Raw genomic sequence first — 21852 nt, 5'->3', positions numbered from 1 at the left:
ACTTGCATTTCGAGCGCCAAAACAGAGCGCCTTTCTCGCCCGGCTTGCAATAAATTTCAGCAATCAAGACGGAGAGACCCATGTTCCTGCTCAACCGCCATCCCGATCATCATCAACCGCTGACGCCCGAGGATGCTGCGACGCTTGGGCTCGCTGGCGTCGGGGAGGCCGAGCGCTTTCTTGCCGCGCGCGACAACCATGCCGAGACGCCGCTTCATGCCTTGCCGGCGCTGGCGGCCGAACTCGGCATCGGCTCAGCCTACATCAAGGATGAGGGCAAGCGCCTCGGCCTCGGCAGCTTCAAGGCGCTCGGCGGCGCCTATGCCGTGATGCATCTCGTGCTGGAGGAGGCCGGCAGGCGGCTCGGCCGCGCGGTCGCGGTCGAGGAACTGCACAAGCCCGAGGTGAGGGCGATCTCGGCGCAAATGACCTTCGCCTGCGCCACCGACGGCAATCATGGACGCTCGGTGGCGCAGGGCGCCGGCCTTGTCGGCGCGCGCTCGGTCATCTTCGTCCATTCGGGCGTCAGCAACGAACGCGTGGCGGCCATCGCCCGCTTCGGCGCCGAAATGGTGCGGGTCGCCGGTGATTACGACCAGTCGGTCAGGGAAGCCGCCCGCGTCGCCGCCGAGCGCGGCTGGACCGTCGTCTCCGACACGTCGTGGCCGGGCTACGAACGCATACCGGGGCTGGTGATGCAGGGCTACACGGTGATCGTACGCGAAGCTTTGAAGCGTCTGCCCGAGCCGTCCACCCACGTCTTCCTGCAGGCGGGCGTCGGCGGCTTCGCCGCTGCGGTCGCCGGCCATCTCGCCATCGTGCTCGGCGACGCGCGGCCGATCGTGACTGTGGTCGAGCCGGCGCGGGCGGCCTGCGTCTATGCGACGGCCAAGACCGGACATCCGGTCACGATCGCGCACAGCAAGCCGACGGTGATGGCGATGCTCGAATGCTATGAGCCGTCGCTGGTGGCCTGGCGCGTGCTGTCGCGTCTCGCTGATGCCTTCATGACCGTGGACGAGGAAGATGCGGTGGCGGTGATGAACCGCCTGGCGCGGCCTGCGGGCAATGATCCGGCGATCGTCTCCGGCGAGAGTGGCGGGGCAGGGCTCGCCGGGCTGATCCGCGCCGCTGGCGACAAGAAGATGCGGACGGCGCTCGGCCTCGATGCCCATTCGCGCGTGCTCATCATCAACTCCGAAGGCGCGACCGATCCCGGCCGCTATGCCGAACTGGTGGGCATAGCGCCGGACGAGGTCGCAAATGCAAGGCTGCCGGCATGAGCAATCTGACGATCAATGCCGACCGGCTTCTAGGCCGCATCCAGGAACTCGGCGGAATCGGCCGCGACGCGCAGGGCAGGCTCGTGCGTGTCGCCGCCTCGGAAATGGACAGGCTCGGCCGCGATCGCCTCGTCGGTTGGCTGGAAGAGGCGGGGCTCGAAATCGCCGTCGACCGCATCGGCAACATCTTCGGCATCTGGAAGGATGGCGTCAACGAAAGCCAGACGCCCGTCATGCTCGGCTCCCACATCGACACGGTGATCGACGCCGGCATCTATGACGGCTGTTATGGCGTGCTTGCCGGCCTCGAGGCGATCGAGAGCCTGAAGGAGGCCGGCTTCGCGCCGGCCCGCCCGCTCGTCGTCGCCGCTTTCACCAATGAGGAGGGCGTGCGCTTTTCGCCCGACATGATGGGTTCGCTGGTCTTTGCCGGCGGCCGCGACCTTGGCGAAGCGCTGGCCTCCATCGGTACCGACGGCACGGCGCTGGGCAAGGAGCTTGAGCGTATCGGCTATGCCGGCGAACACGAGCCAGGTTTCCTCAAGCCGCATGCCTATGTCGAATTGCATGTCGAGCAGGGGCCGGTGCTCGAGCGCGAAGGCATCGCCGTCGGCGCGGTCGAAAACCTGCAGGGCATTTCCTGGCAGCGCATCACCATCGACGGCGAGGCCAATCATGCCGGCACCACGCCGATGTCGATGCGCCGCGACGCCGGCGTCGCCGCGGCGCGCGTGATCGGCTTCCTCGCCGACCGGGCCAGCGCTTCGTCGACGCGCACGGTTGCGACCGTCGGCACCATCGCTTTCGAGCCCAACGCCATCAACGTCATCCCGTCGCGGGCGACCTTCACCATCGACCTTCGCGATCCGAACGAAACGCATCTTCGCGAGCAGGAAGCGGCGCTCGCCGCCTTCCTCGACGAGCTTGCCGCAAGCGCCGGCGTCACCATCCATGCCGAAAGCCTGGCGCGTTTCGAGCCGGTGACCTTCGATGCCGGCATCGTCTCGCTGATCGAGGACGGCGCCAGGGCCGCCGGGCAGTCCTGCCGGCGCATGACGTCGGGCGCCGGCCACGACGCGCAGATGATCGCGCGCATCGCGCCGTCGGCGATGATCTTCGTGCCGAGCCGGGGCGGCATCAGCCACAACCCGGCCGAGTTCACCGCTCCCGACGAGCTCGTTGCCGGCGCCAACATCCTGCTCGGCGTTGCCGCCCGGCTGGCGGCCGACTAATAAGGGTAGATAAGCAGATGGGCATCGCCGGCACCCTGCAACCGGGGCGGAATACCCCCAAAAATAGTCAAGTTGGCGGTATCGAGTCGCTGCGAAGCGAACATCCGGCGACATTCAATCGAAACAAACTTCAATCACTTAGCCAATTAAAGCGCGCGGAATCGCGCCCGAATCGCGCCCGCCGACAGAGTTCAGTGCCTCGCAGGAAGACTAGCATGCTGCTTCTCAACCAACGTCCAGAATACAACCAGCCGTTGGTTGCCGCCGATGCGGAGGCACTCGGCATGGCTGGTGGCGAGCGGGCCGAGCATTATCTCAAGGCGCGCCATGACCATGCCGAAACACCGCTGCACGCCTTGCCGGCGCTGGCCGACGAGCTCGGCATCGGGGCGCTTCATGTCAAGGATGAAGGCCAGCGTCTTGGCCTGGGCAGCTTCAAGGCGCTGGGCGGCGCCTATGCCGTCATGCGGCTGGTGCTGGAGGAGGCCGGCAAGTGGCTCGGGCGCGATGTCGATATCAGCGAGATAAACGACTCCAGAGTGCGCCAGATCGCGTCCGGCATGATCTTCGTCTGCGCCACCGACGGCAATCATGGCCGCTCCGTGGCGCAGGGCGCCAGCCTCGTCGGCGCGCGTTCGGTGATCTTCGTCCATGCCGGCGTAAGCCGCGAGCGTGTCGCGGCCATCGCCCGCTTCGGCGCCGAGATTGTCGAGGTCGAGGGCGGCTATGACCATGCGGTGCGCGAAGTCGCGCGCGTCGGCGCCGAGCGCGGCTGGAAGATCGTCTCCAACACCTCCTGGCTGGGCTATGAGCGCGTCCCTGGACTGGTCATGCAGGGCTATACGGTGATCGTGCGCGAGACGCTGCGGCGCATGGCCGAGCCACCAACGCATGTCTTCCTGCAGGCCGGCGTCGGCGGCTTCGCGGCGGCGATCGCCGGCCACATGGCTGTCATGCTTGGCTCCAGGCGGCCGAAGGCCGTGGTGGTCGAGCCGCGGCGGTCGGCTTGCGTCTACGCTTCGGCCGAGGCCGGACGTCCGGCAACGATCGCAAATCAAGAGCCGACCGTGATGACGATGCTCGAATGCGCCGAGCCCTCCCTCGTCGCCTGGCGCGTGCTGGCGCGCGTCGGCGATGCCTTCATGACTGTGGACGAGGAGGACGCCATCTCGGTGATGAAGCGGTTGGCGCGGCCCTTGGGCAGCGATCCGGCGATCGTTTCCGGCGAGAGCGGCGGGGCAGGCCTCGCCGGCCTGGTCCGCGCCGCGGGCGACAGGCATATACGCACGGCACTCGGCCTCGACAGGCATTCGCGCGTGCTCGTCATCAATTCGGAGGGCGCGACCGACCATGGCCGTTTTGCCGAGCTGGTCGGGATGGCGCCGGAAGAGGTGTTCCTGCAGACTGCCTGAGAGCGATTGCGGTTCTCCGTGTTAAGAAAAGGCTTGGGGGCGCGACCGATGGCTGAACTCGACCAACAGGCACTGCACAGCGAGATGACGGCGTGGCGGCGCGATCTCCACGCCCATCCTGAGTTCGGCTTCGCGGAAAAACGCACCGCCGCCTTTGTGGCGGATAAGCTGCGCGACTTCGGACTTGAGGTGGCCGAAGGCGTTGGCGGCACTGGCGTCGTCGGCACGCTGACCCGAGGCAGCGGCAACCGGGCCATCGCCTTGCGCGCCGACATGGATGCGTTGCGCATCGCCGAGCAAGGCCTGCAAGCCTGGCGCTCGCAGGCGCCCGGCACCATGCATGCCTGCGGCCATGACGGCCACACCTCGATGCTGCTCGGCGCGGCAAAGCTGCTTGCCGGTGAAGGCGGCTTCGACGGCACGGTGCGCTTCATCTTTCAGCCGGCAGAGGAATGGGGCAGGGGCGCGCTGGCCATGCTGGACGACGGCCTTATCGAGCGCTTCCCTTTCGAGGAGATCTTCGGGCTGCACAACATGCCGGGCCTGCCCATCGGCCATTTCGAGACCCGCGGCGGTCCTGTCATGTCGGCCGAGGATAATTTCGAGATCGTGCTGAAAGGCCTCGGCGGCCACGCGGCGCGGCCGCATGCCGGCCAGGAGACGCTGGTCGCCGCCTGCGCGCTGGTGGTCAACCTGCAGACCATCGTCTCGCGCCGCCTGAGCCCCGCCGATATCGGCGTCGTCTCGGTGACCGAGCTCATCACAGACGGCACCCGTAACGCGCTGCCGGGCACCGCGCGCATCCTCGGCGACTGCCGCAGCTTCCGCCCCGAGGTGAGCGCCGCGATCGAAAAGGAGATGCGCCGCATCGCCGAGGGCACGGCGCAGGCCTATAACGTCGCGGCTGAAGTCACTTATACCCGCGAGTTCATGCCGTTGATCAACGACGCGGCGCTCGTCGACGAGGCGCTTGCGGCGGCCAGGACGGTGCTGGCCGACGACGCTGTTCGCGTCGCGGCTGAGCCGATGACCGCCTCGGAGGATTTCGCCCGCTTCCTCGACCATGTGCCGGGATGCTTCGTGTTCATGGGCAACGGCGACACCGCGCCGCTGCACAATCCCGGCTATGATTTCAACGACGAGGGTTTGCTGCACGGCGCGCGGTTTCATGCGGCTGTGGTGAGGAGACGGTTGGGAGTGGGCGGTTAGCAATCTCCTCACAAGGGGGAAGATGAGCTGAACCGCTCCCGGTAACTCTTTCTTCTCTGCTTTCATGCAGTATTGCCGAGGCAGGGCGGCAAGAACAAAGAATGGCGGACGACAATAAACGCAACGGCAAGTTCTGGGCGATGGCGCTTGATCGCGCTCATCTCGGCCTATGGGACTGGAATCTGTCGACCGGCGATTGCTATTATTCGCCGACCTGGTCGAAGATGCTGGGCTACGAAGCGGGCGAACTCGCCAACGCGCCGGATCTCTGGCTGAAGCTTACCCATCCGGACGACCGCCAGCGCGCTCAGGAAAGCGGCGACCGGCATATTGCGGGCATCGTCGATTCCATCGAGACCGAGTTGCGCCTGCGCCACAAGGATGGCCATTGGGTCTGGGTGCTCGACCGCGGCGGCATTGTCGAGCGCGACGCCGACGGCAAGCCGCTCAGACTGATGGGCGTGCAGACCGACATCACCCGGCAGAAAGAGGCCGAGACGGCGCTCGAGCAGGTCAATGCCCGGTTCCGCCTCGCGCTTGCCGCCAGCGGCACCGGCATCTGGCATCACGATATCGGCACCAGGAAAAGCTTTTGGGACGCGCGCACGCGCGAGATCTTCGGCCTGGTTGCCGATACGGACGAGGTGACTGCCGAGCTCTGGCACACCTACCTGCATCCCGACGACAAGGAAGCCACCGAGCGGGCGCATCAGATCGCGCCAGGCTCGAACAGCGTCGTCGCCTCGCAATACCGGATTATCCTGCGCGACGGACAGATCCGCCATGTCGAGTCGCTGGTGCGTTTCATTGCCGGCGTCGGCTCGGCCGGCCAGATTTTGGGCACGGTGCGCGACATCACCGAGGAGAAGCAGCGCGCCGAGGAGCTTGCTTTCGCCGCGCGTCACGACGCTCTGACCGGGCTGCTCAACCGTTCGGCCTTCGATCGGTTGCTTGCCGAGAACATCGCGATGGCCGAGCGGCTGCCGCTTGCCGTGTTCTATGTCGACCTCGACTATTTCAAGGCCCTCAACGACTATGCCGGCCATGCCGCCGGCGACCTGGCGCTGAAGAGCGTCGCCGCGGGCATTCTCGCCAGCCTGCCGACGGCGGCGCATGCGGCACGCCTCGGCGGCGACGAATTCGCGCTGTTGGTGCCGAACTGCAATGACGCCTGTGCAGAGCACCTTGCCCGCGCCGTGCTTGCCGCTGTGCGCAACGCCGATCTCGGCTCGGCTATCACCTCGCGCAGGCTTGCCGCTAGCATCGGCATCGCCTTCGTGCGCGATCGCAGCATGAGCGTGGCCGATGCGCTCGCTTGCGCCGACGATGCCTGCTATGCCGCCAAGGCCGGCGGCCGCGACCGTTTCGCGGTGTTCTCGCCGGAAACGACTTCGGGCTCCGGCGGCCTCAACGCCGCGCGGCTGGCCGCCGACTTGGTCGATGCGATGGAGGACGGCCGGCTGAAGCTTTACGGCCAGGAGATCCACCGGCTCGGCCAGCCATGGGAAGACAGCCGCCATGTCGAGGTGCTGGCCAGGCTCGAGGCCCGCAACGGCAACATGATCCCGCCCGGCGATTTCATGCCGGTCGCCGAGCGCTTCGGCCTTGCCGCCCGGCTCGACCGCTGGATCATCCGCACCGCGCTGACGCGCCATGGCGGAGCGATGCGCGCGGGCGCCGTCTCGCTCGACTTCAACCTGTCGGCGCAGACGCTCTCCGATCCGCAGCTCTGGGATTTCGTCGACGAAGCCATTGCCGAGAGCGGCGCTTCGCCGTCTGCCGTCGGCTTCGAGATCACCGAGACCGCCGCCGTCACCAATTTCGACGCGGCCGAAGCATTTGTGCGCCGGGCGCGCGAGCGTCATTGCCGCGTCAGCCTCGACGATTTCGGCGCCGGCATGAGCTCCTTCGAATATCTCAGACGCTTTCCCATCGACGCCATCAAGATCGACGGCTCCTTCGTCGAGCACATCGCCGACAGCCGCTTCGACCGCGAGATCGTCTCGGCGATCACCGGCATCGCCCGCTCGATGGGCGCCGCGGTGGTGGCCGAGAAGGTCGAGGAAAAGAACGCGCTGGAGATCCTCATGGGCATGGGCGTCGCCTATGGCCAGGGCTATTTCCTGCACCGGCCCGAGCCGCTGGAAGCGATCGTGGCAAGGGCGACGGGCGGCGCGCTGGGGATGCGGGCTGGTTGATGCAGCAATCCCAAGACGAGTGTGGGGCGGATCAGGCGACCTTGCCCGGCCCTTTTCCCAGGATTTGCGCCAAGCAAAGTGATAGAGCGGCTCACCATTTCGTTAAATGATGAACGGTTGCTCTGGCGAATTTTTAGGACAACTGGACTACTGCCTGTGGGCTGTTCCGCTCAGGACATGATGTCTTGGGTCGACCGTCCGGCGTCCGCTCCATGATGGACGGGTGTCTGCGAGACCGGCAAATGTCTTCGATGCTCAACACAACCGCGCTTGTGATCCTGCAGCCACGCCTGCCGCCGAACCCCAGGGCGGCGGCGAACATCGGCATCGCCGCCGGCCCCGCGGGCATACCGCTCATGCAGTCGACGCCCGCCCTGTCGGCGACCATGTTCAGCGTCGACAGCCTCAACATCACGGCCGTCAAGGTGCGGCTGATGGAGCGCGCGGGCAAGGAGTTCGGTGTCGATCAGGCCGACTATGAGTCGGTGTCTTCCTATGGCGCGGCGGTCAAGAGCGCCGTCGAAGCTTTGAAACGGCAATCTCCATCGGCGATCGCCGAAATCGAGAGACAGCTTGGCCTGGACCAGCTTGGCGTTTCTCTCGACACGCTCGTTGGCGCGATAGTCGATCCGCGAGGTACAGACAACGAAAGTCTGGGTGCCGCGTTGAAGCAGCATGAGGGCGGGCAGGGCGAAGGCGACCTCGCTTCGGTCCAGCCGGACGAACTGAGGCTCTACGGCGGCTGATCTCGGCTAGCCGATCAGCCATCTCAGCACGCCCGCCGAAGCCACTCCGATCACCACCGTCGGCAGCATCGACAGCCTTGTCGCGGCAGCCAAGGTTATGGCCAGCGCCGCGAGGTCGGCCGGGTTCTTCGAGACGAAGTCCGGCGCGATCACCGAGATCAGCACGCAGCCGGGCGCGGCTTCCATCACTGCCGTGGCGCGCGGGCTGAGCGTGCGGTTCCTCAGCACCACATAGCCGCCGACGCGGGTGAGATACGTCACGCCGGCCATCGCCAGGATGGCGAACACGGTCATCGGATCGATCATTTCTCACCTGCCAGGAACCACGCGGCCACCAGGCCGGACAGCGCGCCGGCCGCCACATACCAGGCGCCGGGGACGACGAGATAGACGAGCGCGGCCACCACTAGGCTGACGAGCCAAGGCCGCGCCGCCGCAAAGCCCTTCCACATACCGCGAAGCAGCACCAGGAAGACGGCCGGGAAGGCCATTGCGAAGCCGTATTTCCCGACGTCGCCAAGCACCGGGCCGAGGGCTGCGCCGCAGGTCGTGAACGCCACCCAGGCGAGGTAGAAGGGCAGGCCGGCGCCAAGATAGAAAGGCAGGCTGAAGGCTGGTCGCAGGCCGGCGGCGGCGCGGCGTTGCGCGTCCGCCAGGCCGACCGCCCAGCTCTCGTCGCACATCAGAAACAGTGCCGGAAAGACCTGTCGCTTCGGCAGGTGCTTGATGAAAGGCGCAAGTGCGGCGCCCATCAGGAAATGCCGGCTGTTGACCAGGAAGGTGATGCCGGCGATCAGCAGGATATGCGGCGGCGAGGTCCAGAGCTGGATCGCGGCAAATTCCGACCCGCCGGCGAAGTTGAGCCCGGTCATCAGCGGCACCTCGACGACGCTGAGGCCGTTCTGCGCGGCCTGCGCGCCAAGCACCAGCGCATAGGGGATGATGCCGAGCAGCACCGGCGTCGAGGCGGCAAGCCCGCGCCGGAACTCGGCGCTGCGGCCGTTGCTGGTTTGCTCCCCTGCGAGGGTGATCTCGGAAACACTCATGACTTTGCCTTCGGCTGGCCTGGCGGCCGCCGTTCTCCCGCTCGGTTGCGGGGGTTGTCGATCGCCGGACAATAGCCGAAACGCCCGGCAATCGGGTTGCGAAGTTGCGCCGTTTCTGCCAAGATTTGGCATTTGATAGCGCATTTACAAAGAACATTGGAATCTTGAGCTATGAAGCTGGATGAGATCGACAGGCGCATTCTGCGCGCCCTGCAGCGCGACGGCCGCATGGCCAACAACGATCTCGCCAGGGAGGTAGGCCTCTCGCCGTCGCCCTGCCTGCGGCGCGTCAAGCTGCTGGAGGAGGCCGGCGTCATCGACCGCTATGTCGCGATGCTCAACCCGGCCAAGATCGGCCGTGGCCAGACATTCTTCACCCGCATCTGGCTGAAGCAGCAGGACGAGGACACGATCGAGCATTTCGCCGCCGAGGTGGCGAAATTCCCCGAAGTGATGGAGTGCTATCTGATGCTGGGCGACTGCGACGCCATGGTGCGGATCGTGGCCGCCGGCATCGACGACTACCGCCGCTTCCAGTCGGAACATCTGAGCCGCATCAGGGGTGTGCAGAACGTCAAGACGGATGTGCCCAGCCAGACGATCAAGCAGACGTCCGAGATGCCGCTTTAGGATTCTTCCCCTCTCCCCTTGTGGGAGAAGGTGTCGCCGAAGGCGACGGATGAGGGGTGTTCCAAGGAACGCCAGCGTCTCACTCCGCTGGAATACTCCTCATCCGTCTCGGCGCAGTCGCGCCGATCCACTTTCTCCCACAAGGGGAGAGGGGAAGTCATCAATGATGCGCGTGGCTCTCATTCCTCTTACGCGTCGCGGCCGCCTTCCTGGCCGAAGCCGACCTGTCCGCCGCGGAGCGCTCGCCGGAGGCCTTGCCGCCCATCCTGCCACCCTTGTGCGCGGCCGGATTGCCGGTGTGCTTGCCGCGTCCGGAGCCGCCTTCCTTCTTGCCGCCCGCGTCGTCCTTGTTGACGGTCGCCCAGGCGCGCCGCTCAGCTTCCTTCTCGGACACGCCGCGCTTCTCATAGCCTTCGGCGATATGGTCGGCTTTGCGTTCCTGCTTGCCGGTGTATTTCGATTTGTCGCCACGTGGCATTTTTCTTCTCCGTGATTGGGGGCGTTCAGCTCTCCGCCTTCATGGTTCGCGCAATCTCGAGCAGCTTGTCGCGATTATGGCCGTGCTCGCGGATCAGCTCGCGCGCCTGCTTCGGCGACAGATCGGTGTTCTCCGCCAGAAAGCGCACATCGGGATCGTCGCCGCCCGTGGTCGGCAGATTGCTTGTCCGTGGCGCGTCGGTCGCGCCCGGACGATGCGGGATGTTGTCGTTTGCCTGTGTCATTGCAGGCCTCCTTCAGGTTTCAGTCTGTCGGCTGCCGCGGCGCGCTTCCCTCTTGCGGCGCAGCACCTCGTCTGTGCCGATGATGTCCTTCGAGCCGCCGGTGATCGCGGTCGACACCACGGCCGGTGGATCGCTGGCCGGAAACGAGTCCTCGAGCCCGGATTGCAATTGCTCTTCCAGCGTGCCGGGATTTTCCGAGCGACCTTCGGTGCGCCGCTCGTCGATCTCTTCCAGGTCGTGCTTGGCGTCGGGATGCTCGCGCACATTGCGCAGCGTCGAGACGACGAGCTCGATCGCGAACTCCTTCATCGCCTCGCCATGCGGAGCGGCAACGTCCGTCTCCTCGATGAGGCGCACCAGCAACTTTTCCACCTTGTCCAGTTCGCGCATGCCCTGGCAGCGGGCCAGCCGTTGCGTCAGCGCATGGACCAGCAGGGGACCGAAGGTCGAATAGGCCCGCATGCGCGTCTCGTCGACGCGTTCGGGATGAAGCGTATGCAGCGACATTGGCGCCTCCATTGAAACATCCTGCGGTGGTCGCCTGTTTGCGGCGGCCGTCCTAGGTGAACTGGAGGAGGGAGAAGATGTTCCATCGAGGGCTGGAACTCGCCGCAGAAAGAAATGGCGTCCGTGAACGACACGGACGCCATTTGAAACTCAGTGCTGGCCGCCCTTGCGGCCGGCTTCCGATGCACGCTGGCGGTCTTCGCTGAAGTTGCCGCTGCCGCCTCTATGCCGGCCGGCGCTGCGCTGACCCATGTTACGGTCCTCGGCCTGCTGCTGGCCGCTGCCGCGATGCTGGTCTTCACGGTTCTTGTGGCTCTGCTGGCCGGCCTTGACGTGCTGTTCGTGGGTTCCGCCTTGATTGGGCATATCGAACTCCGTTGGTTCGGATTTTTTTCTTCAGGATGAACTCAAGGACGCGTTCGGCCTCCTTGAGTAAGGGGAACAGGTGCCGGCAATCGATGTTCCGGCTGAAACATTTCGTGACCCGGATAAGACTGAAGTCCGACCTGACCAAAGCATTGGGCTGGCTTATGCAACCAATCTGCTTTCCACGAATTGGGGAGCGGCCGTCGAGAAAAGCCCCCTCCATCGCCGGCCGTCCTGGTGCCCGCCGATCGCCCCGCGCGTAATTCCGGCGGGCACCAATATCCATCAACAAAAGGCCGCTCAACCGGCTTCGGAGTGAGACGACGTTTTGACCTATATCTCTGCAAAATCCGCCCGGCAGGACGCCGAAAGCCTGCCTGCCAACGACAACGACCGTGCGACCCGTGCCGATCTCTCGTTCCTCGATGGCATCAATGACGAGGACGAGGTCGCCGACATTGCCAGGCGCGCGGAGCGCCTCGGCCACGCCACGCTGATTGCAATGGCGGTCGGCCTGACGGCCTTGCCGCTGCTCTATCTGATGTTGGTGTGAGCCGGGCGGCCGGGTGCCGGCCGGCTCCCGGAAAGCGCTGTTTCTACCTTCCGGAAAAGAAGGCGTCGAGCGTAGCAGCCGTTTCGATCGGCGACTCCTCCGGAAAGAAGTGACCGCCGGGCATCGCTCCGCCGCTGGCATCGTCGGCCCAGCCCCGCCATATGCCCAGCGGGCCGTCTTCGTCCCGATACCATTCGGCGAGCGCGCCGTGCTCGCTCCACAGCGCCAGCAACGGACAGGCGATGCGACGACCCGCAGCTTGGTCTTCGCGATCATGCCGGCGGTCGAGCGCAGCCGCCGCGCGATACTCTTCGCAAATGGCGTGGATATGCGCCGGGTCGCGCAGCGCATCGATGTAAGCTTGCCGCACGCCGGGCGGGAACGCGCCGGGCGCGGACCCCCAGCCGGAAAGCGCGTTGTCAACCACCGCTTCCGCGGCCGCCGCCAGCATCGTCTCCGGCAGCGACTCGGGCTGCGCCAGCAGCGACCACGGCCAGTAGCCAAGCGCCAGCCGGTCGTCCGCCCGGTCCCAGGCATCGGCCGTGGCGATGATGTCGAGCACGGCGAGCTTCTCGACGCGGTCCGGATGGTCGAGCGCCAGCCGGTAGGCGACGCGCCCGCCGCGATCATGACCCGCGACCATGAAGCGCCGAAAGCCGAGCGTCTCCATCAGCACGACCATGTCGGCGGCCATCGCCCGCTTGGCATAGGGCGCATGGTCGGTGGCCGATGGCGGGCAGGAGCTTTGCCCATAGCCTCGCAAATCGGCGCAGACGACTGTGAAATCCCGTGCCAGGCTTGGCGCCACCTCGCGCCACATCAGATGCGTCTGCGGAAAACCGTGCAGCAGGAGCAGGCCGGGCCCGCTGCCGGCGCGGCGGGCAAATATCGTTGCTGCGCCGGTGTCGATCTCCAACGCCTCAAAATCTGCGAACATGCTTGCCTCCGGCGAAATGCAACGCTGGGCCTCAGTTCCAGGCCGAGTCCAACGTCAGCGACGCCTCGAATATCTGCACCTTTTCGGCGTTGCGCAGCTTCACGGTGATCTTCAGCCGCTCGACTCCCGGCGCCTCGTCGATGGCAATGTCCTGCAGGATGCGCAACGCTTCCAAGCGGGCGCGCTCCCGGCTGGCGAAAAGCTGCCCCTGGTCGTCGACCTGGCAGTGCTCGGAATTGTAGAGGTCAAAATAGTAGCGTTCCATCGATAGGCATTCCAGGCGGTTCGCAGGTTCAATCCCTGGCCGCGATCATGGTTCCAAGAGGTTGTTCCTGACGGAAAATCCATGGCGCGCCGACCCCTTGCGGCGCGCGCCCGTCTGCAACCAGCCCCGGCTTGCGGCGTTATCTGTTGCGAATGGAGGACGCCGGATGCTGGAATCGCTCTACCTCAATCTCGGTCAGCACGACGCCTTGTCGGAAGAAGAAAAGGCGCTGCTCGCCGGCGCCATGTCGCTCGAAAAATATATCGCGGCCGGCGAGGACATCGTCACGGAGGGAACGCGGCCGATCCACAGCACGCTCATCGTCGATGGGCTCGCCGCCCGCTACAAAGTGCTGGAGGATGGCGGACGCCAGTTCACCTCGCTGCAGGTCGCCGGCGATTTCGTCGACCTGCACGCCTTCCTGCTGAAGACGATGGACCATGGCATCATCGCGCTCTCGCCTTGCCATGTGCTCGCCGCCGAGCACGGCAAGCTCAAGATGATCACCGAGCAGGCGCCGCATCTGACGAGGCTTTTGTGGCTGGACACGCTGGTCGATGGCGCCATTCACCGCGAATGGATCGTGGCTATGGGCCGGCGCTCAAAAATCTCGCATCTCGCGCATCTGATATGCGAGCTGTTCGTCAGGCTGCAAGTGGTGAAGAAGACCCGCGACATGAGCTTCCATCTGCCGCTGTCGCAGGCCGAGCTCGCCGACGTTCTCGGCCTTTCCGTCGTCCATATGAACCGGGTCATCGGCACGCTGCGCCGCATGAACGTCATCAGCTGGACGAGCCACCAGCCCGCCATCCTCGACTGGGAGCGCCTGGTCGCGATCGCCGAGTTCGATCCGACCTATCTCAGCATGAGGCGCGAGCCGAGATAGGCCGGCATGGAACAGGTGGTTTGCGGCGCCTAGCCGGGCGGCGTCTTGGAGCGCGACGAGAGGTCGTCCAGCATGGTGAGCGCGGCGCTTGGCTGGGCAGGCTTCAGCAGGCCCTGCTGCGTGGCGACCTTCTTGAAGGCGGCAAAGGCGATCGCCGGCCGGCAAATGCCGGCGATCGCGTCGTCCACCAGTCGCACCGCCTTGAGATAGTCGGGCGCATCCTTGTTTTTCCATGCGCCGGCAAGTGCCTTCTTGGCCTCGGCGACGGTCGTGACCACCATGGAGCCGCCGCTGACGAAGCGGATGGTGAGTGGCAGGAAACGGCTCATCGACGTCTCACCATCCGAGCCATTCGCGCGTGCGCAAGGCAAGGCCGACAAAGGGCGCGGCCGTGACCATGGCGGCGGCGAGGACGAAAAGCGGGCTGTTCAAACGCAATGATTTCATGATGCACCACAAAATGGGGGTTGGCCGTAAACGATGACTGTGCCGGTCGGTTGCATCCGCCGGGCAAGTCCGCGCTGAGGTTACATGTTGCTCGCGGGCCGCATCGGCGGCGCCGGCCGATGCGGTGGCCTGGGACGCGGCCTGACCGGCACATCCGCGAGCGAGGCGCGGATCACCCTGACGGGGATCGGTGGTGCGGCAGCACGTCGGCGCAGCAATGCGGCTGAGAGGTTGCCGATATAAGTTCGAACGTCCATGGGACTCCTCCTCGAGAGTCCCCCCAATGGCCAATGGTTAGCACCGCGGAGCGGGGCTTGGCATTTAACTTTGATGTATCTCCGATACCTGGGATGGGGGTGCGACAAAACCGTTGGCAGGGTATCGCGAAGCCAACTTTTTTTGCCGGCATGCGTTGTCCCTTCAAAGGAGACCATCATGCCGATCAGCAGCCGAACGAAATCCGACGCGGCCCGGAAATCAGGCGCGGCCAAGAAGACGGACACGCAGAAGACCGCGCGCAGGCAGCGCAGCGTTCAGCGCAAGGTCGATGCCGCCGACCGCCGCAAGCCGAAGGTAAAAGCGACGGGCGCCATGCAGGCCGGCGCACGCCGGTATCCGGTTCCGCCATTTCCGAAGCAACATCATGCCAAGCCCGGCGAGGAATGGGCGATCGAACCGGCACCGCTCTACGACGCGCCGTTCTGGCAAGGATCGGGCAAGCTCAAGGACAGGGTTGCGCTCATCACCGGCGGCGATTCCGGTATTGGCCGCGCGGTCGCCGTGCTCTTCGCGCGCGAAGGCGCCGACGTCGCCATTGTCTATCTCAGCGAGGACCGCGACGCCAAGGCGACGAGGCAGGCGGTCGAGGCGGAGGGCAGCCGCTGCATCATCTTGCGCGGCGACGTCGCCAAGCGCGCCTTCTGCCGCAAGGCGGTTGCTGCGACGGTGAAGGCTTTCGGCAAACTGGACGTGCTGGTCAACAACGCGGCCTTCCAGGTCCATTCGGCCGACTTCGCCGATCTCACCGAAGCGCATTTCGACACCACGCTGAAGACCAATCTCTATGGCTATTTCCACATGGCCCAGGAAGCCGTGCCGCACATGAAGCCGGGCTCGGCGATCGTCAACACCGGGTCGGTCACCGGCATCGAGGGCTCGAAGGAACTGGTCGACTATTCGATGACTAAGGGCGGCATCCACGCCTTCACCCGCGCGCTCTCCGGCAATCTCGTCGGCAAGGGCATTCGCGTCAACGCGGTCGCGCCCGGTCCGGTCTGGACGCCGCTCAACCCCTCCGAGAAGGAAGCGGAAGACGTTTCGCAGTTCGGCGCCAAGACGCCGATGAAGCGGCCGGCGCAGCCGGAAGAGATCGCGCCGGCCTATGTGTTCCTGGCCTCGCCGCAATGCTCCAGCTACATCACCGGCGAGATCCTGCCGATCATCGGGGGTTACTGACTTATCAGGAGGATCCCATGAAGAAAACGCTTCTCATCGTAGTCTTCACGCTGATTCCTATGCTGCCGGCGTCGGCGCAGACGGCCGCCCAGCCGAAGGACCAGCTGACGCAGAACTGCCAGGTCAAGCCCGATGCTAACGACCAACAGCAAAAGCCGAAGCAAGAGGCCGATACGGATCAATTGTCGAAACAGCTCGGCAATTGCGGCGGCGTGCTGAAGCCACCGCCGACCGGTGACCAGAACGCAACGACGCCGCCATCGACCGGCAACGACATGCCGGTGATCAAGCCGGGCGAGGTGCCGCCGCAGACGGGTCAATGAGACCCGCATCTTCGATGATGAGTGTCAGTGCTTCCGCTTCCCGCTCTCGGCCGGCTTGACGGCCGGGGCATGGGCCTCGCGGATCAACTGCAAAGCCTCGTCGCGGGTGAGGCCGCATTTGCGGGCAAAATAAGCCGCCTCCTGGATTTCGGCGCGGGAGGCTGCCGCAATGCCGGAAGCGGCCTGTCTGTTTTTCTTCTTGGCCATCGGGTTCACCGTGCCATGAATCAGTTAGTCAGCTAAATATATATCCATTATCCTTCATTGCAAATTCCGACGATGAACCCGCTCAAAATCGTTCGAACCGCCGCTCCACCTCGCGGGCGAATTTTTTCCGCTCCTCGCGGGTGATGCTCTCGACCGAATATTTCGCCAGATACAGGTGTTTCTCCGTGCGTCCGCACATGGATTTCAAGCCGCGCAAAAGCACCTTTCTGCCCGGGTCCCGCATGTAGAGCCTGGTGTACCACCATGGCGAGCCGAAGGTGGTGACCACGCCCATCCGGCGGATGTTCACAAGCGCCGGCTTGATCGTGCCGCCATCCGCCGGCAGCTCGAAGGCAACGCCCGGCCGCCACACGCGGTCAAAATATCCCTTGAGCATGGCGGGCATGCCCGACCACCAGGTCGGGAAGAAGAACACGCACGCTTCGGCCCATTGCAGCGCGTCGATATAGACCTGCAGATCCGCCGGCGCGGGGGACGGACCGGCGTGGCCCTTCAACTCCTCGACCTGCATGACGGGGTCGAATTGCATGGCATAGAGATCGAAGTCGACGACCTCGTCGCCCCTGGCCTTGAGGATCTCCACGACGCGCCGGTGAAGCGACGCCAGGTAGCTGTCCTGCGCCGGATGCGCGTAGACGACATTGACCTTCATCGCATGCCCCCACGCGCCTCTGATCCCGCCCCGAGGCTAGTTGAACGCCGTTGCTTTGCCTAGGCTTGAGCACGGGTCGTCCGCGGCCAAGCGTCGACAGACGGACGGAACCATCGCGCCGGCACCGGGTTGTGCTCAGCGGGCCGCGTCAGCCGGACCTGGTGGCAAAGAGAACAGGGCTGGTTTCTCCGGCTTCACGCCCTGGCCAACGAAAAGGCAGTCGAGCTTTTGTCCCACCCGGCCCGCTCCATATTGGGCCTGGGCAGGAAATGGCAGAACAGACGCGATCCGACAAAGCCGGCATTCAGCTATGGTCGATCCGCCCCGGAAATAGGTGAGGGGACGATGCCGCGCTGGCTCGACGAAGGCTGGATACTGCTCAAGGAAAGCGTCACCGGCTACATCACTGACAATGCGCTGAGCCACGGCGCTGCTATCGCCTTCTACGCCACGACGTCGCTGGCGCCGATCCTTCTGATCGTGGTGGCGATCGCCGGCGTCGTCATCGGCAATGATGCGGCCCAGATAGCGCTGTCGGCAGAGATTTCGGGCGTGATGGGGCCGCAAAGCGCCGACCTGCTGAAGGCCACGGTCGAGAGCGCCGCGCACCGCTGGTCGAGCACGCTTGCAGCGCTGATCGGACTGGTGACGCTTTTTGTCACCGCGTCGGGCGTCTTCGGCGAGATGCAGCAGTCGCTCAACGAAATCTGGAAGGTGAAGCCCGACGGGGTGTCGCTGTCGCGCCTGGTGCGGGCGAGGGCGGCGAGCCTCGGCCTTGTGGCGGCCCTCGGCTTCCTGCTTCTGGTATCGCTGGCGGCAAGCACCGCCATCGCGGCACTGGGCGAAATGATCAACCGCAGCTTGCCGTTCGGGGAACTGATCGTCAGCGCCATCAACACGATCGTCTCCTTCGTGCTGATCGCCCTGCTGTTCGCCGCGATTTACAAGATCCTGCCGGATCGCACGCTCAAATGGCGCGACGTCGGCATCGGCGCGCTGGTCACCGCGCTGCTGTTCACCATCGGCAAGTCGCTGATCGGCTGGTATATCGGCACCAGCGCCATCGCCACCTCCTACGGCGCCGCCGGCGCGCTGATGGTGGTGCTGGTCTGGGTCTATTATTCGGCGCAGATATTTCTCTTCGGCGCGGAGATCACGCGCGCCTATTCGGTGCGGAGCGGCAGCCGGCGCGACCTCGCGCCGGTCGTGGCAGACGCAAACGACCGGGCCGCGCCGCGCCATCCCGAAGAAATAGCCAAACCCGAGGCGATGATGCCGGCCAACACTAGCGATGTCGGCATGGCGGCGTCTCGGCCAGCGGCACCCGGCGGCGAGATCGTCGGATGGATCGTCCTCAGCAGCCTGATCACTCTGCTTGTCACGCGGGTCTTGCGCCGCGAAGGCTAATACCAACCTCGGGCGCCTTACCGCCGCTCTTCTTGCCGTTTCTCGATTTCGTAGGAAAGCCAACGGCAGAACATGCCGATAATCGATGTTGCGGCTCCGCCGAGCAGACAGGCCATCAGCAACGGACGTTTCGATGCGCTGTCCCAACTGACGACAGCCAGCAAAGTCACGCTCACCGTCGAGATCAGATAGCCTGTGCCTTTGAGGAGATGAAGTGACGATCTGGTCATGCTGGCCCGCCTTCCAGATGGAACAATTGACCCTGACCGAGGTTCCACGGGCGCGGTCCCTCCAAGGTAGCTGCAGCTGCGGATATGTCCGGTCGGGCCTGCGCTTTGCAAAAGGCGCGGGCGCCTCGGCGGGCTGCTACAGGTGCGGGCAGCCGCCCACGCTCTCAACAAATGACGTCGCTTTTGCCGGGGTTGGGAGCATAATGATGAAGTCGTCTCCATCTTGCGCGGCAAGGAGACGCTTGAAAGTCAATCCCGCTGCTTTCGCCCATCCCCTGTGGGAGGAAGCCATGTGCTCCGACATTTCCCAGTCCATGCCTCCCAACTCCGTCCTCGTCTACGAAAATATGGGCGAGTGGTTCGTCGTCCTTGTCAGGGACGGAAGAGAGAACGTTTCATCATTTGAGCTGGAATCCTTCGCGACGGCCTTCGCTCACGGACAATAGCTGGGCATGGGCTTGAAAGCCGAAGCCAACCGCAGGGCCCCGGTGACGATCACCGGGGCCCCGGACCTGAGCAATCTAGAGGCAGGTTGCTATGCGGCTTCGGCCGCGACATTGACTGCTGACTCAGCCAACTGGGTGAGCGCTGCGTCCGTTTCCTTTTCTTCGTTCAGGGTCTTGTCGAGCAAGGTGACGGCTTCGGTCAGGCCGAGCTCCTGCGCCCAGGTCCTGAGCGTGCCGTAGCGCGAAATCTCATAGTGCTCGACGGCTTGAGCGGCGGCCAGCAGGCCTGCGTCGAGCGAAGGCGAGCCCTTATACTCGTCCATGATCTCGGCGCCCTCCTCGGTGATGCCCATGATGGCGGCACAAGTCTTGCCGACTGGCTTCTTGTCGATCACCTCGAAAACCTCTTCGAGACGCGCGACATGTTCTTCGGTCTGGTCGCGATGCTTCTCGAAGGCCATCTTCAAGGCGTCGTCCTGGGCGGCCTTGGCCATTTTGGGCAGCGTCGCCAGGATCTTCTTCTCGGCGAAGTAGATGTCCTTCAGCGTGTCGTGGAAAAGTTCGTTGAGGCCCTTGTTGGAGGCCGCTTTCGTCGTCGCCATATCTGCATCTCCTGGGTGAGGTTGGATCATCACCAACACCGCCCGACTGAACTTGTTCCGGAAAGAATTTTACGCGGCGGTCCCGCCACAAACATCAATTGTTATTGATCTGGTTCTCCTATGGAGCCGGGGCTGGCAGTAAGGCGGTGCCGCGGCCTCTTTATAGGGACTACTATAGGAACCACTGCGCTGCGAGACCCACCGACGAGGCTGCCATTGTCAATGTCGATAGCCAGCCAAGTGCGCGCAGCCAGCCTTGCATTGGGAACTCCCCCATTACGTCCCTGCGGGCGGCCATCAGCATCATGACCACCATGACGGGGACCGCGCACACGCCGTTGATCACGGCGCTCCAGTAAAGCGCCTCGATCGGGTCTATCGGTGTGAACATGATCCCGGTGCCGAGGACGGTCGCGGCGGTGAGCGTCGCGTAGAACGCTACGGCTTCCTTCGGCTTGCGCTGCAGCCCGACCGGCCAGCGCAGCGCCTCGCCGACGGCGAAGGCCGCCGAACCCGCCAGCACCGGCACGGCCAGAAGCCCGGTGCCGATGATTCCGGCCGAGAAGACGATGAAGGCGAATTTTCCGGCCGCCGGCTCCAGCGCCTTTGCCGCGTCGGTGGACGAAGCGATGTCCGTCACTCCTGCCTTGTGGAGCGTGGCTGCCGTGGTGAAGATGATCGCGATGGCGATCAGATTCGAAAAGGCCATTCCGACCAGCGTGTCGGCGCGTATCCGCCGGAAGGCTCTGGACGCCTGCCACGGCGCCCACCTCAGTGGCCTGGCGGTTGGCTTGAGCTCTTCCTCTTCAACCTCCTGCGAGGCTTGCCAGAAAAACAGATAAGGCGAGATCGTCGTGCCGAGGATTGCCAGCAGCGTGGTGAAGAAGGCGCCGCTCCATTCAATGTGCGGAACGAACAGCCCTTTGGCCGCGTCCACCCAGGGCACATTCGCGGCTAACATCGCGGCAACATAGGCGAACAGGCTCAAGGTGGTCCATTTGAGGACTTTCACATAGCGGGTGTAGTCGAGGAAGACGATCGCGCTGATACAGACGACCGCGAAAGCGATCACATAGAGCGGGCTCGGCCCGCCAACGAGCAACTTCAACGCATCTGCCATGGCGCTGAGATCGGCGCCGATATTTATCACGTTGGCGACGAACAGCAGCGTGACGACCGCGTAAAGCAGCGAGGGCGGATAGTGCCGGGTGAGGTTGCCGGAAATGCCCTTGCCCGTGGTGCGTCCGATACGGGCGGCGATCTCCTGGATCGCGGCCATTAGTGGAAAGGTGAACAACATGACCCAGCCGATGTTGAAGCCGAGCTGGGCGCCGGCCTGGCTGTAAGTTCCGATGCCGGAGGGATCGTCATCGGACGCACCGGTGATGAAGCCCGGCCCGATCGTGCGAAGGAACCTCTGGAACGGACCCTTTGCCAGTGTGTTGCTTTGTTCTCTCTCGACCTGGGAACCGACCTCGGTCATTGCCGGCTCTTCCAGGTGCGCTCGAGCAGGAAAGAAGCGGCCGTCAGGGCGACGAGTTGCGCTAGAGGCTGGACGAGGCTGTTCCGCATAATGAGCACCCGTTAATGAAGGCATGAGGTAACTGGCGGGCATGACGTCGGTTCCATCAGGATCACCTTGGCATCTTGGCCAGACCGTCATTCAGTCCGAGTTTTGCCTCGGTCGTGCCATCTAGCCCCTGCGGCCCACCACCTTGAACTCGAAGACACCGGGACGCAGCCGCGTCGGCGGCTTGTCGGTCAACTCGATGACCCGGATCCATTTGTCGGCGTCGCCACGCAGCGTGACCTCGACGCCGAGCGCCTTTCGGGCAGCCTCATAGGGCGCCATTGCCTCGACGGCATGGCTTGCAAGGACGGTCTCGCCGTCCAATTCCTCGACGCGATAGGCCCTCATTGCGCCCGGGTCCCCCGCAGCCATGCGAGTTTGACCGACAACGCGTTGCGTTGAAACTACATTTGATATGAGGGGTCGCTAATTTGTCACGAATTGCAACGACCAGGTCGCGCATCGCTATTCTTGGCTCTAAGTCTCATCGGATGCCGAGA

Annotated in this window: 26 protein-coding genes and 1 pseudogene; 12 read left to right on the top strand and 15 right to left on the bottom strand. The window is 64.5% G+C overall.

From position 1 onward, the window contains the following. Window positions 1–80: 80 nt before the first annotated feature. The 6 genes from LB572_RS05245 (at window position 81) to LB572_RS05220 (ending at window position 8080) form a co-directional block, all read left to right on the top strand. Window positions 81–1283 (top strand): diaminopropionate ammonia-lyase, encoded by a 1203-nt coding sequence (locus LB572_RS05245; protein ID WP_224666971.1) that lies wholly within the window; start codon window positions 81–83, stop codon window positions 1281–1283. Next, window positions 1280–2515, top strand: a complete 1236-nt coding sequence (locus LB572_RS05240) for a Zn-dependent hydrolase (RefSeq protein ID WP_224666970.1) — start codon at window positions 1280–1282, stop codon at window positions 2513–2515. Before LB572_RS05245 ends, LB572_RS05240 begins: the two co-directional genes overlap by 4 nt. A 215-nt stretch (window positions 2516–2730) precedes the next feature. After that, entirely contained in the window at window positions 2731–3927 is a 1197-nt protein-coding gene (locus tag LB572_RS05235; protein ID WP_224666969.1) for a diaminopropionate ammonia-lyase, read from the top strand. A 48-nt stretch (window positions 3928–3975) separates the two neighbouring features. Then, window positions 3976–5136, top strand: a complete 1161-nt coding sequence (locus LB572_RS05230) for a M20 aminoacylase family protein (RefSeq protein WP_224666968.1) — start codon at window positions 3976–3978, stop codon at window positions 5134–5136. A 101-nt stretch (window positions 5137–5237) separates the two neighbouring features. Next, a complete protein-coding gene (locus LB572_RS05225) occupies window positions 5238–7334 on the top strand; it encodes an EAL domain-containing protein (protein ID WP_224666967.1) in 2097 nt (698 codons plus the stop codon). Window positions 7335–7576: 242 nt separating this feature from the next. Then, the gene (locus LB572_RS05220) at window positions 7577–8080 is read left to right on the top strand and encodes a hypothetical protein (RefSeq protein ID WP_224666966.1); all 504 of its coding nucleotides are present in this window, start codon (window positions 7577–7579) and stop codon (window positions 8078–8080) included. A 6-nt stretch (window positions 8081–8086) separates the two neighbouring features. Here LB572_RS05220 and LB572_RS05215 read toward each other — a convergent pair whose 3' ends face one another. Continuing rightward, complete coding sequence (locus LB572_RS05215) at window positions 8087–8386, bottom strand: AzlD family protein (protein WP_224666965.1); 300 nt, start codon at window positions 8384–8386, stop codon at window positions 8087–8089. Further along, window positions 8383–9126: an AzlC family ABC transporter permease gene (locus tag LB572_RS05210; RefSeq protein WP_224666964.1), complete on the bottom strand. Its 744-nt coding sequence runs from the start codon at window positions 9124–9126 to the stop codon at window positions 8383–8385. Before LB572_RS05210 ends, LB572_RS05215 begins: the two co-directional genes overlap by 4 nt. 171 nt (window positions 9127–9297) lie before the next feature. Here LB572_RS05210 and LB572_RS05205 point away from each other — a divergent pair, with 171 nt between their 5' ends. Beyond that, the gene (locus LB572_RS05205) at window positions 9298–9756 is read left to right on the top strand and encodes an Lrp/AsnC family transcriptional regulator (protein WP_140809012.1); all 459 of its coding nucleotides are present in this window, start codon (window positions 9298–9300) and stop codon (window positions 9754–9756) included. Between the two features lie 160 nt (window positions 9757–9916). On the opposite strand, the gene LB572_RS05200 is transcribed toward LB572_RS05205, so the two are convergent. From LB572_RS05200 to LB572_RS05185, 4 genes and pseudogenes are all read right to left on the bottom strand, one after another. Continuing rightward, a complete protein-coding gene (locus tag LB572_RS05200) occupies window positions 9917–10234 on the bottom strand; it encodes a plasmid stabilization protein (protein ID WP_224666963.1) in 318 nt (105 codons plus the stop codon). A 25-nt stretch (window positions 10235–10259) separates the two neighbouring features. Beyond that, complete coding sequence (locus LB572_RS05195; protein ID WP_140811050.1) at window positions 10260–10478, bottom strand: hypothetical protein; 219 nt, start codon at window positions 10476–10478, stop codon at window positions 10260–10262. A gap of 12 nt (window positions 10479–10490) precedes the next feature. Then, window positions 10491–10985, bottom strand: a complete 495-nt coding sequence (locus LB572_RS05190; protein ID WP_224666962.1) for a hypothetical protein — start codon at window positions 10983–10985, stop codon at window positions 10491–10493. A 153-nt stretch (window positions 10986–11138) separates the two neighbouring features. Continuing rightward, a pseudogene (locus tag LB572_RS05185) lies at window positions 11139–11237 on the bottom strand (KGG domain-containing protein); the annotation flags it as partial. 442 nt (window positions 11238–11679) lie between these two features. Between LB572_RS05185 and LB572_RS05180 the strand changes: the two are divergent. Then, entirely contained in the window at window positions 11680–11904 is a 225-nt protein-coding gene (locus tag LB572_RS05180; protein ID WP_140811026.1) for a hypothetical protein, read from the top strand. A 43-nt stretch (window positions 11905–11947) separates the two neighbouring features. On the opposite strand, the gene LB572_RS05175 is transcribed toward LB572_RS05180, so the two are convergent. Continuing rightward, window positions 11948–12841, bottom strand: coding sequence for an alpha/beta fold hydrolase (locus tag LB572_RS05175; RefSeq protein ID WP_224666961.1), 894 nt, complete (start codon window positions 12839–12841; stop codon window positions 11948–11950). A 31-nt stretch (window positions 12842–12872) separates the two neighbouring features. Further along, window positions 12873–13106 carry a DUF6894 family protein gene (locus LB572_RS05170; protein WP_224666960.1) on the bottom strand — a complete coding sequence of 78 codons (234 nt, stop codon included), beginning with the start codon at window positions 13104–13106 and terminating at the stop codon, window positions 12873–12875. 166 nt (window positions 13107–13272) lie between these two features. Between LB572_RS05170 and LB572_RS05165 the strand changes: the two genes are divergently transcribed. Further along, on the top strand, window positions 13273–13992 hold the full coding sequence (locus LB572_RS05165) for a Crp/Fnr family transcriptional regulator (RefSeq protein ID WP_140811006.1): 720 nt from the start codon (window positions 13273–13275) through the stop codon (window positions 13990–13992). Window positions 13993–14021: 29 nt separating this feature from the next. Here the strand turns inward: LB572_RS05165 and LB572_RS05160 are convergent, their stop codons facing one another. Next, a complete protein-coding gene (locus LB572_RS05160) occupies window positions 14022–14321 on the bottom strand; it encodes a DUF982 domain-containing protein (RefSeq protein ID WP_140810999.1) in 300 nt (99 codons plus the stop codon). 553 nt (window positions 14322–14874) lie between these two features. Here LB572_RS05160 and LB572_RS05155 point away from each other — a divergent pair. Further along, on the top strand, window positions 14875–15894 hold the full coding sequence (locus tag LB572_RS05155; protein WP_224666959.1) for an SDR family oxidoreductase: 1020 nt from the start codon (window positions 14875–14877) through the stop codon (window positions 15892–15894). A gap of 17 nt (window positions 15895–15911) precedes the next feature. After that, window positions 15912–16217: a hypothetical protein gene (locus LB572_RS05150; RefSeq protein ID WP_224666958.1), complete on the top strand. Its 306-nt coding sequence runs from the start codon at window positions 15912–15914 to the stop codon at window positions 16215–16217. A 24-nt stretch (window positions 16218–16241) separates the two neighbouring features. Here LB572_RS05150 and LB572_RS05145 read toward each other — a convergent pair whose 3' ends face one another. Continuing rightward, window positions 16242–16424 (bottom strand): hypothetical protein, encoded by a 183-nt coding sequence (locus LB572_RS05145; protein ID WP_224666957.1) that lies wholly within the window; start codon window positions 16422–16424, stop codon window positions 16242–16244. A gap of 82 nt (window positions 16425–16506) precedes the next feature. Then, window positions 16507–17097 carry an NAD(P)H-dependent oxidoreductase gene (locus tag LB572_RS05140; RefSeq protein WP_224666956.1) on the bottom strand — a complete coding sequence of 197 codons (591 nt, stop codon included), beginning with the start codon at window positions 17095–17097 and terminating at the stop codon, window positions 16507–16509. Window positions 17098–17442: 345 nt separating this feature from the next. On the opposite strand from LB572_RS05140, the gene LB572_RS05135 reads away from it, so the two are divergent. Further along, on the top strand, window positions 17443–18504 hold the full coding sequence (locus tag LB572_RS05135; RefSeq protein WP_224666955.1) for a YihY/virulence factor BrkB family protein: 1062 nt from the start codon (window positions 17443–17445) through the stop codon (window positions 18502–18504). 17 nt (window positions 18505–18521) lie between these two features. Here the strand turns inward: LB572_RS05135 and LB572_RS05130 are convergent, their stop codons facing one another. From LB572_RS05130 to LB572_RS05115, 4 genes are all read right to left on the bottom strand, one after another. After that, window positions 18522–18734, bottom strand: coding sequence for a hypothetical protein (locus LB572_RS05130; RefSeq protein WP_224666954.1), 213 nt, complete (start codon window positions 18732–18734; stop codon window positions 18522–18524). A gap of 535 nt (window positions 18735–19269) precedes the next feature. Beyond that, on the bottom strand, window positions 19270–19782 hold the full coding sequence (locus tag LB572_RS05125; protein ID WP_140808694.1) for a ferritin-like domain-containing protein: 513 nt from the start codon (window positions 19780–19782) through the stop codon (window positions 19270–19272). A gap of 172 nt (window positions 19783–19954) precedes the next feature. Next, complete coding sequence (locus LB572_RS05120) at window positions 19955–21265, bottom strand: Nramp family divalent metal transporter (RefSeq protein WP_224667120.1); 1311 nt, start codon at window positions 21263–21265, stop codon at window positions 19955–19957. Between the two features lie 210 nt (window positions 21266–21475). Continuing rightward, window positions 21476–21700 carry a hypothetical protein gene (locus tag LB572_RS05115; RefSeq protein ID WP_224666953.1) on the bottom strand — a complete coding sequence of 75 codons (225 nt, stop codon included), beginning with the start codon at window positions 21698–21700 and terminating at the stop codon, window positions 21476–21478. Between the last annotated feature and the right edge of the window lie 152 nt (window positions 21701–21852).

It is taken from the genome of Mesorhizobium sp. BH1-1-5, from assembly GCF_020165615.1.
In the GTDB taxonomy this organism is placed as follows: Bacteria; Pseudomonadota; Alphaproteobacteria; order Rhizobiales; family Rhizobiaceae; genus Mesorhizobium.
This window is presented reverse-complemented; position numbering and strand designations above follow the sequence as displayed.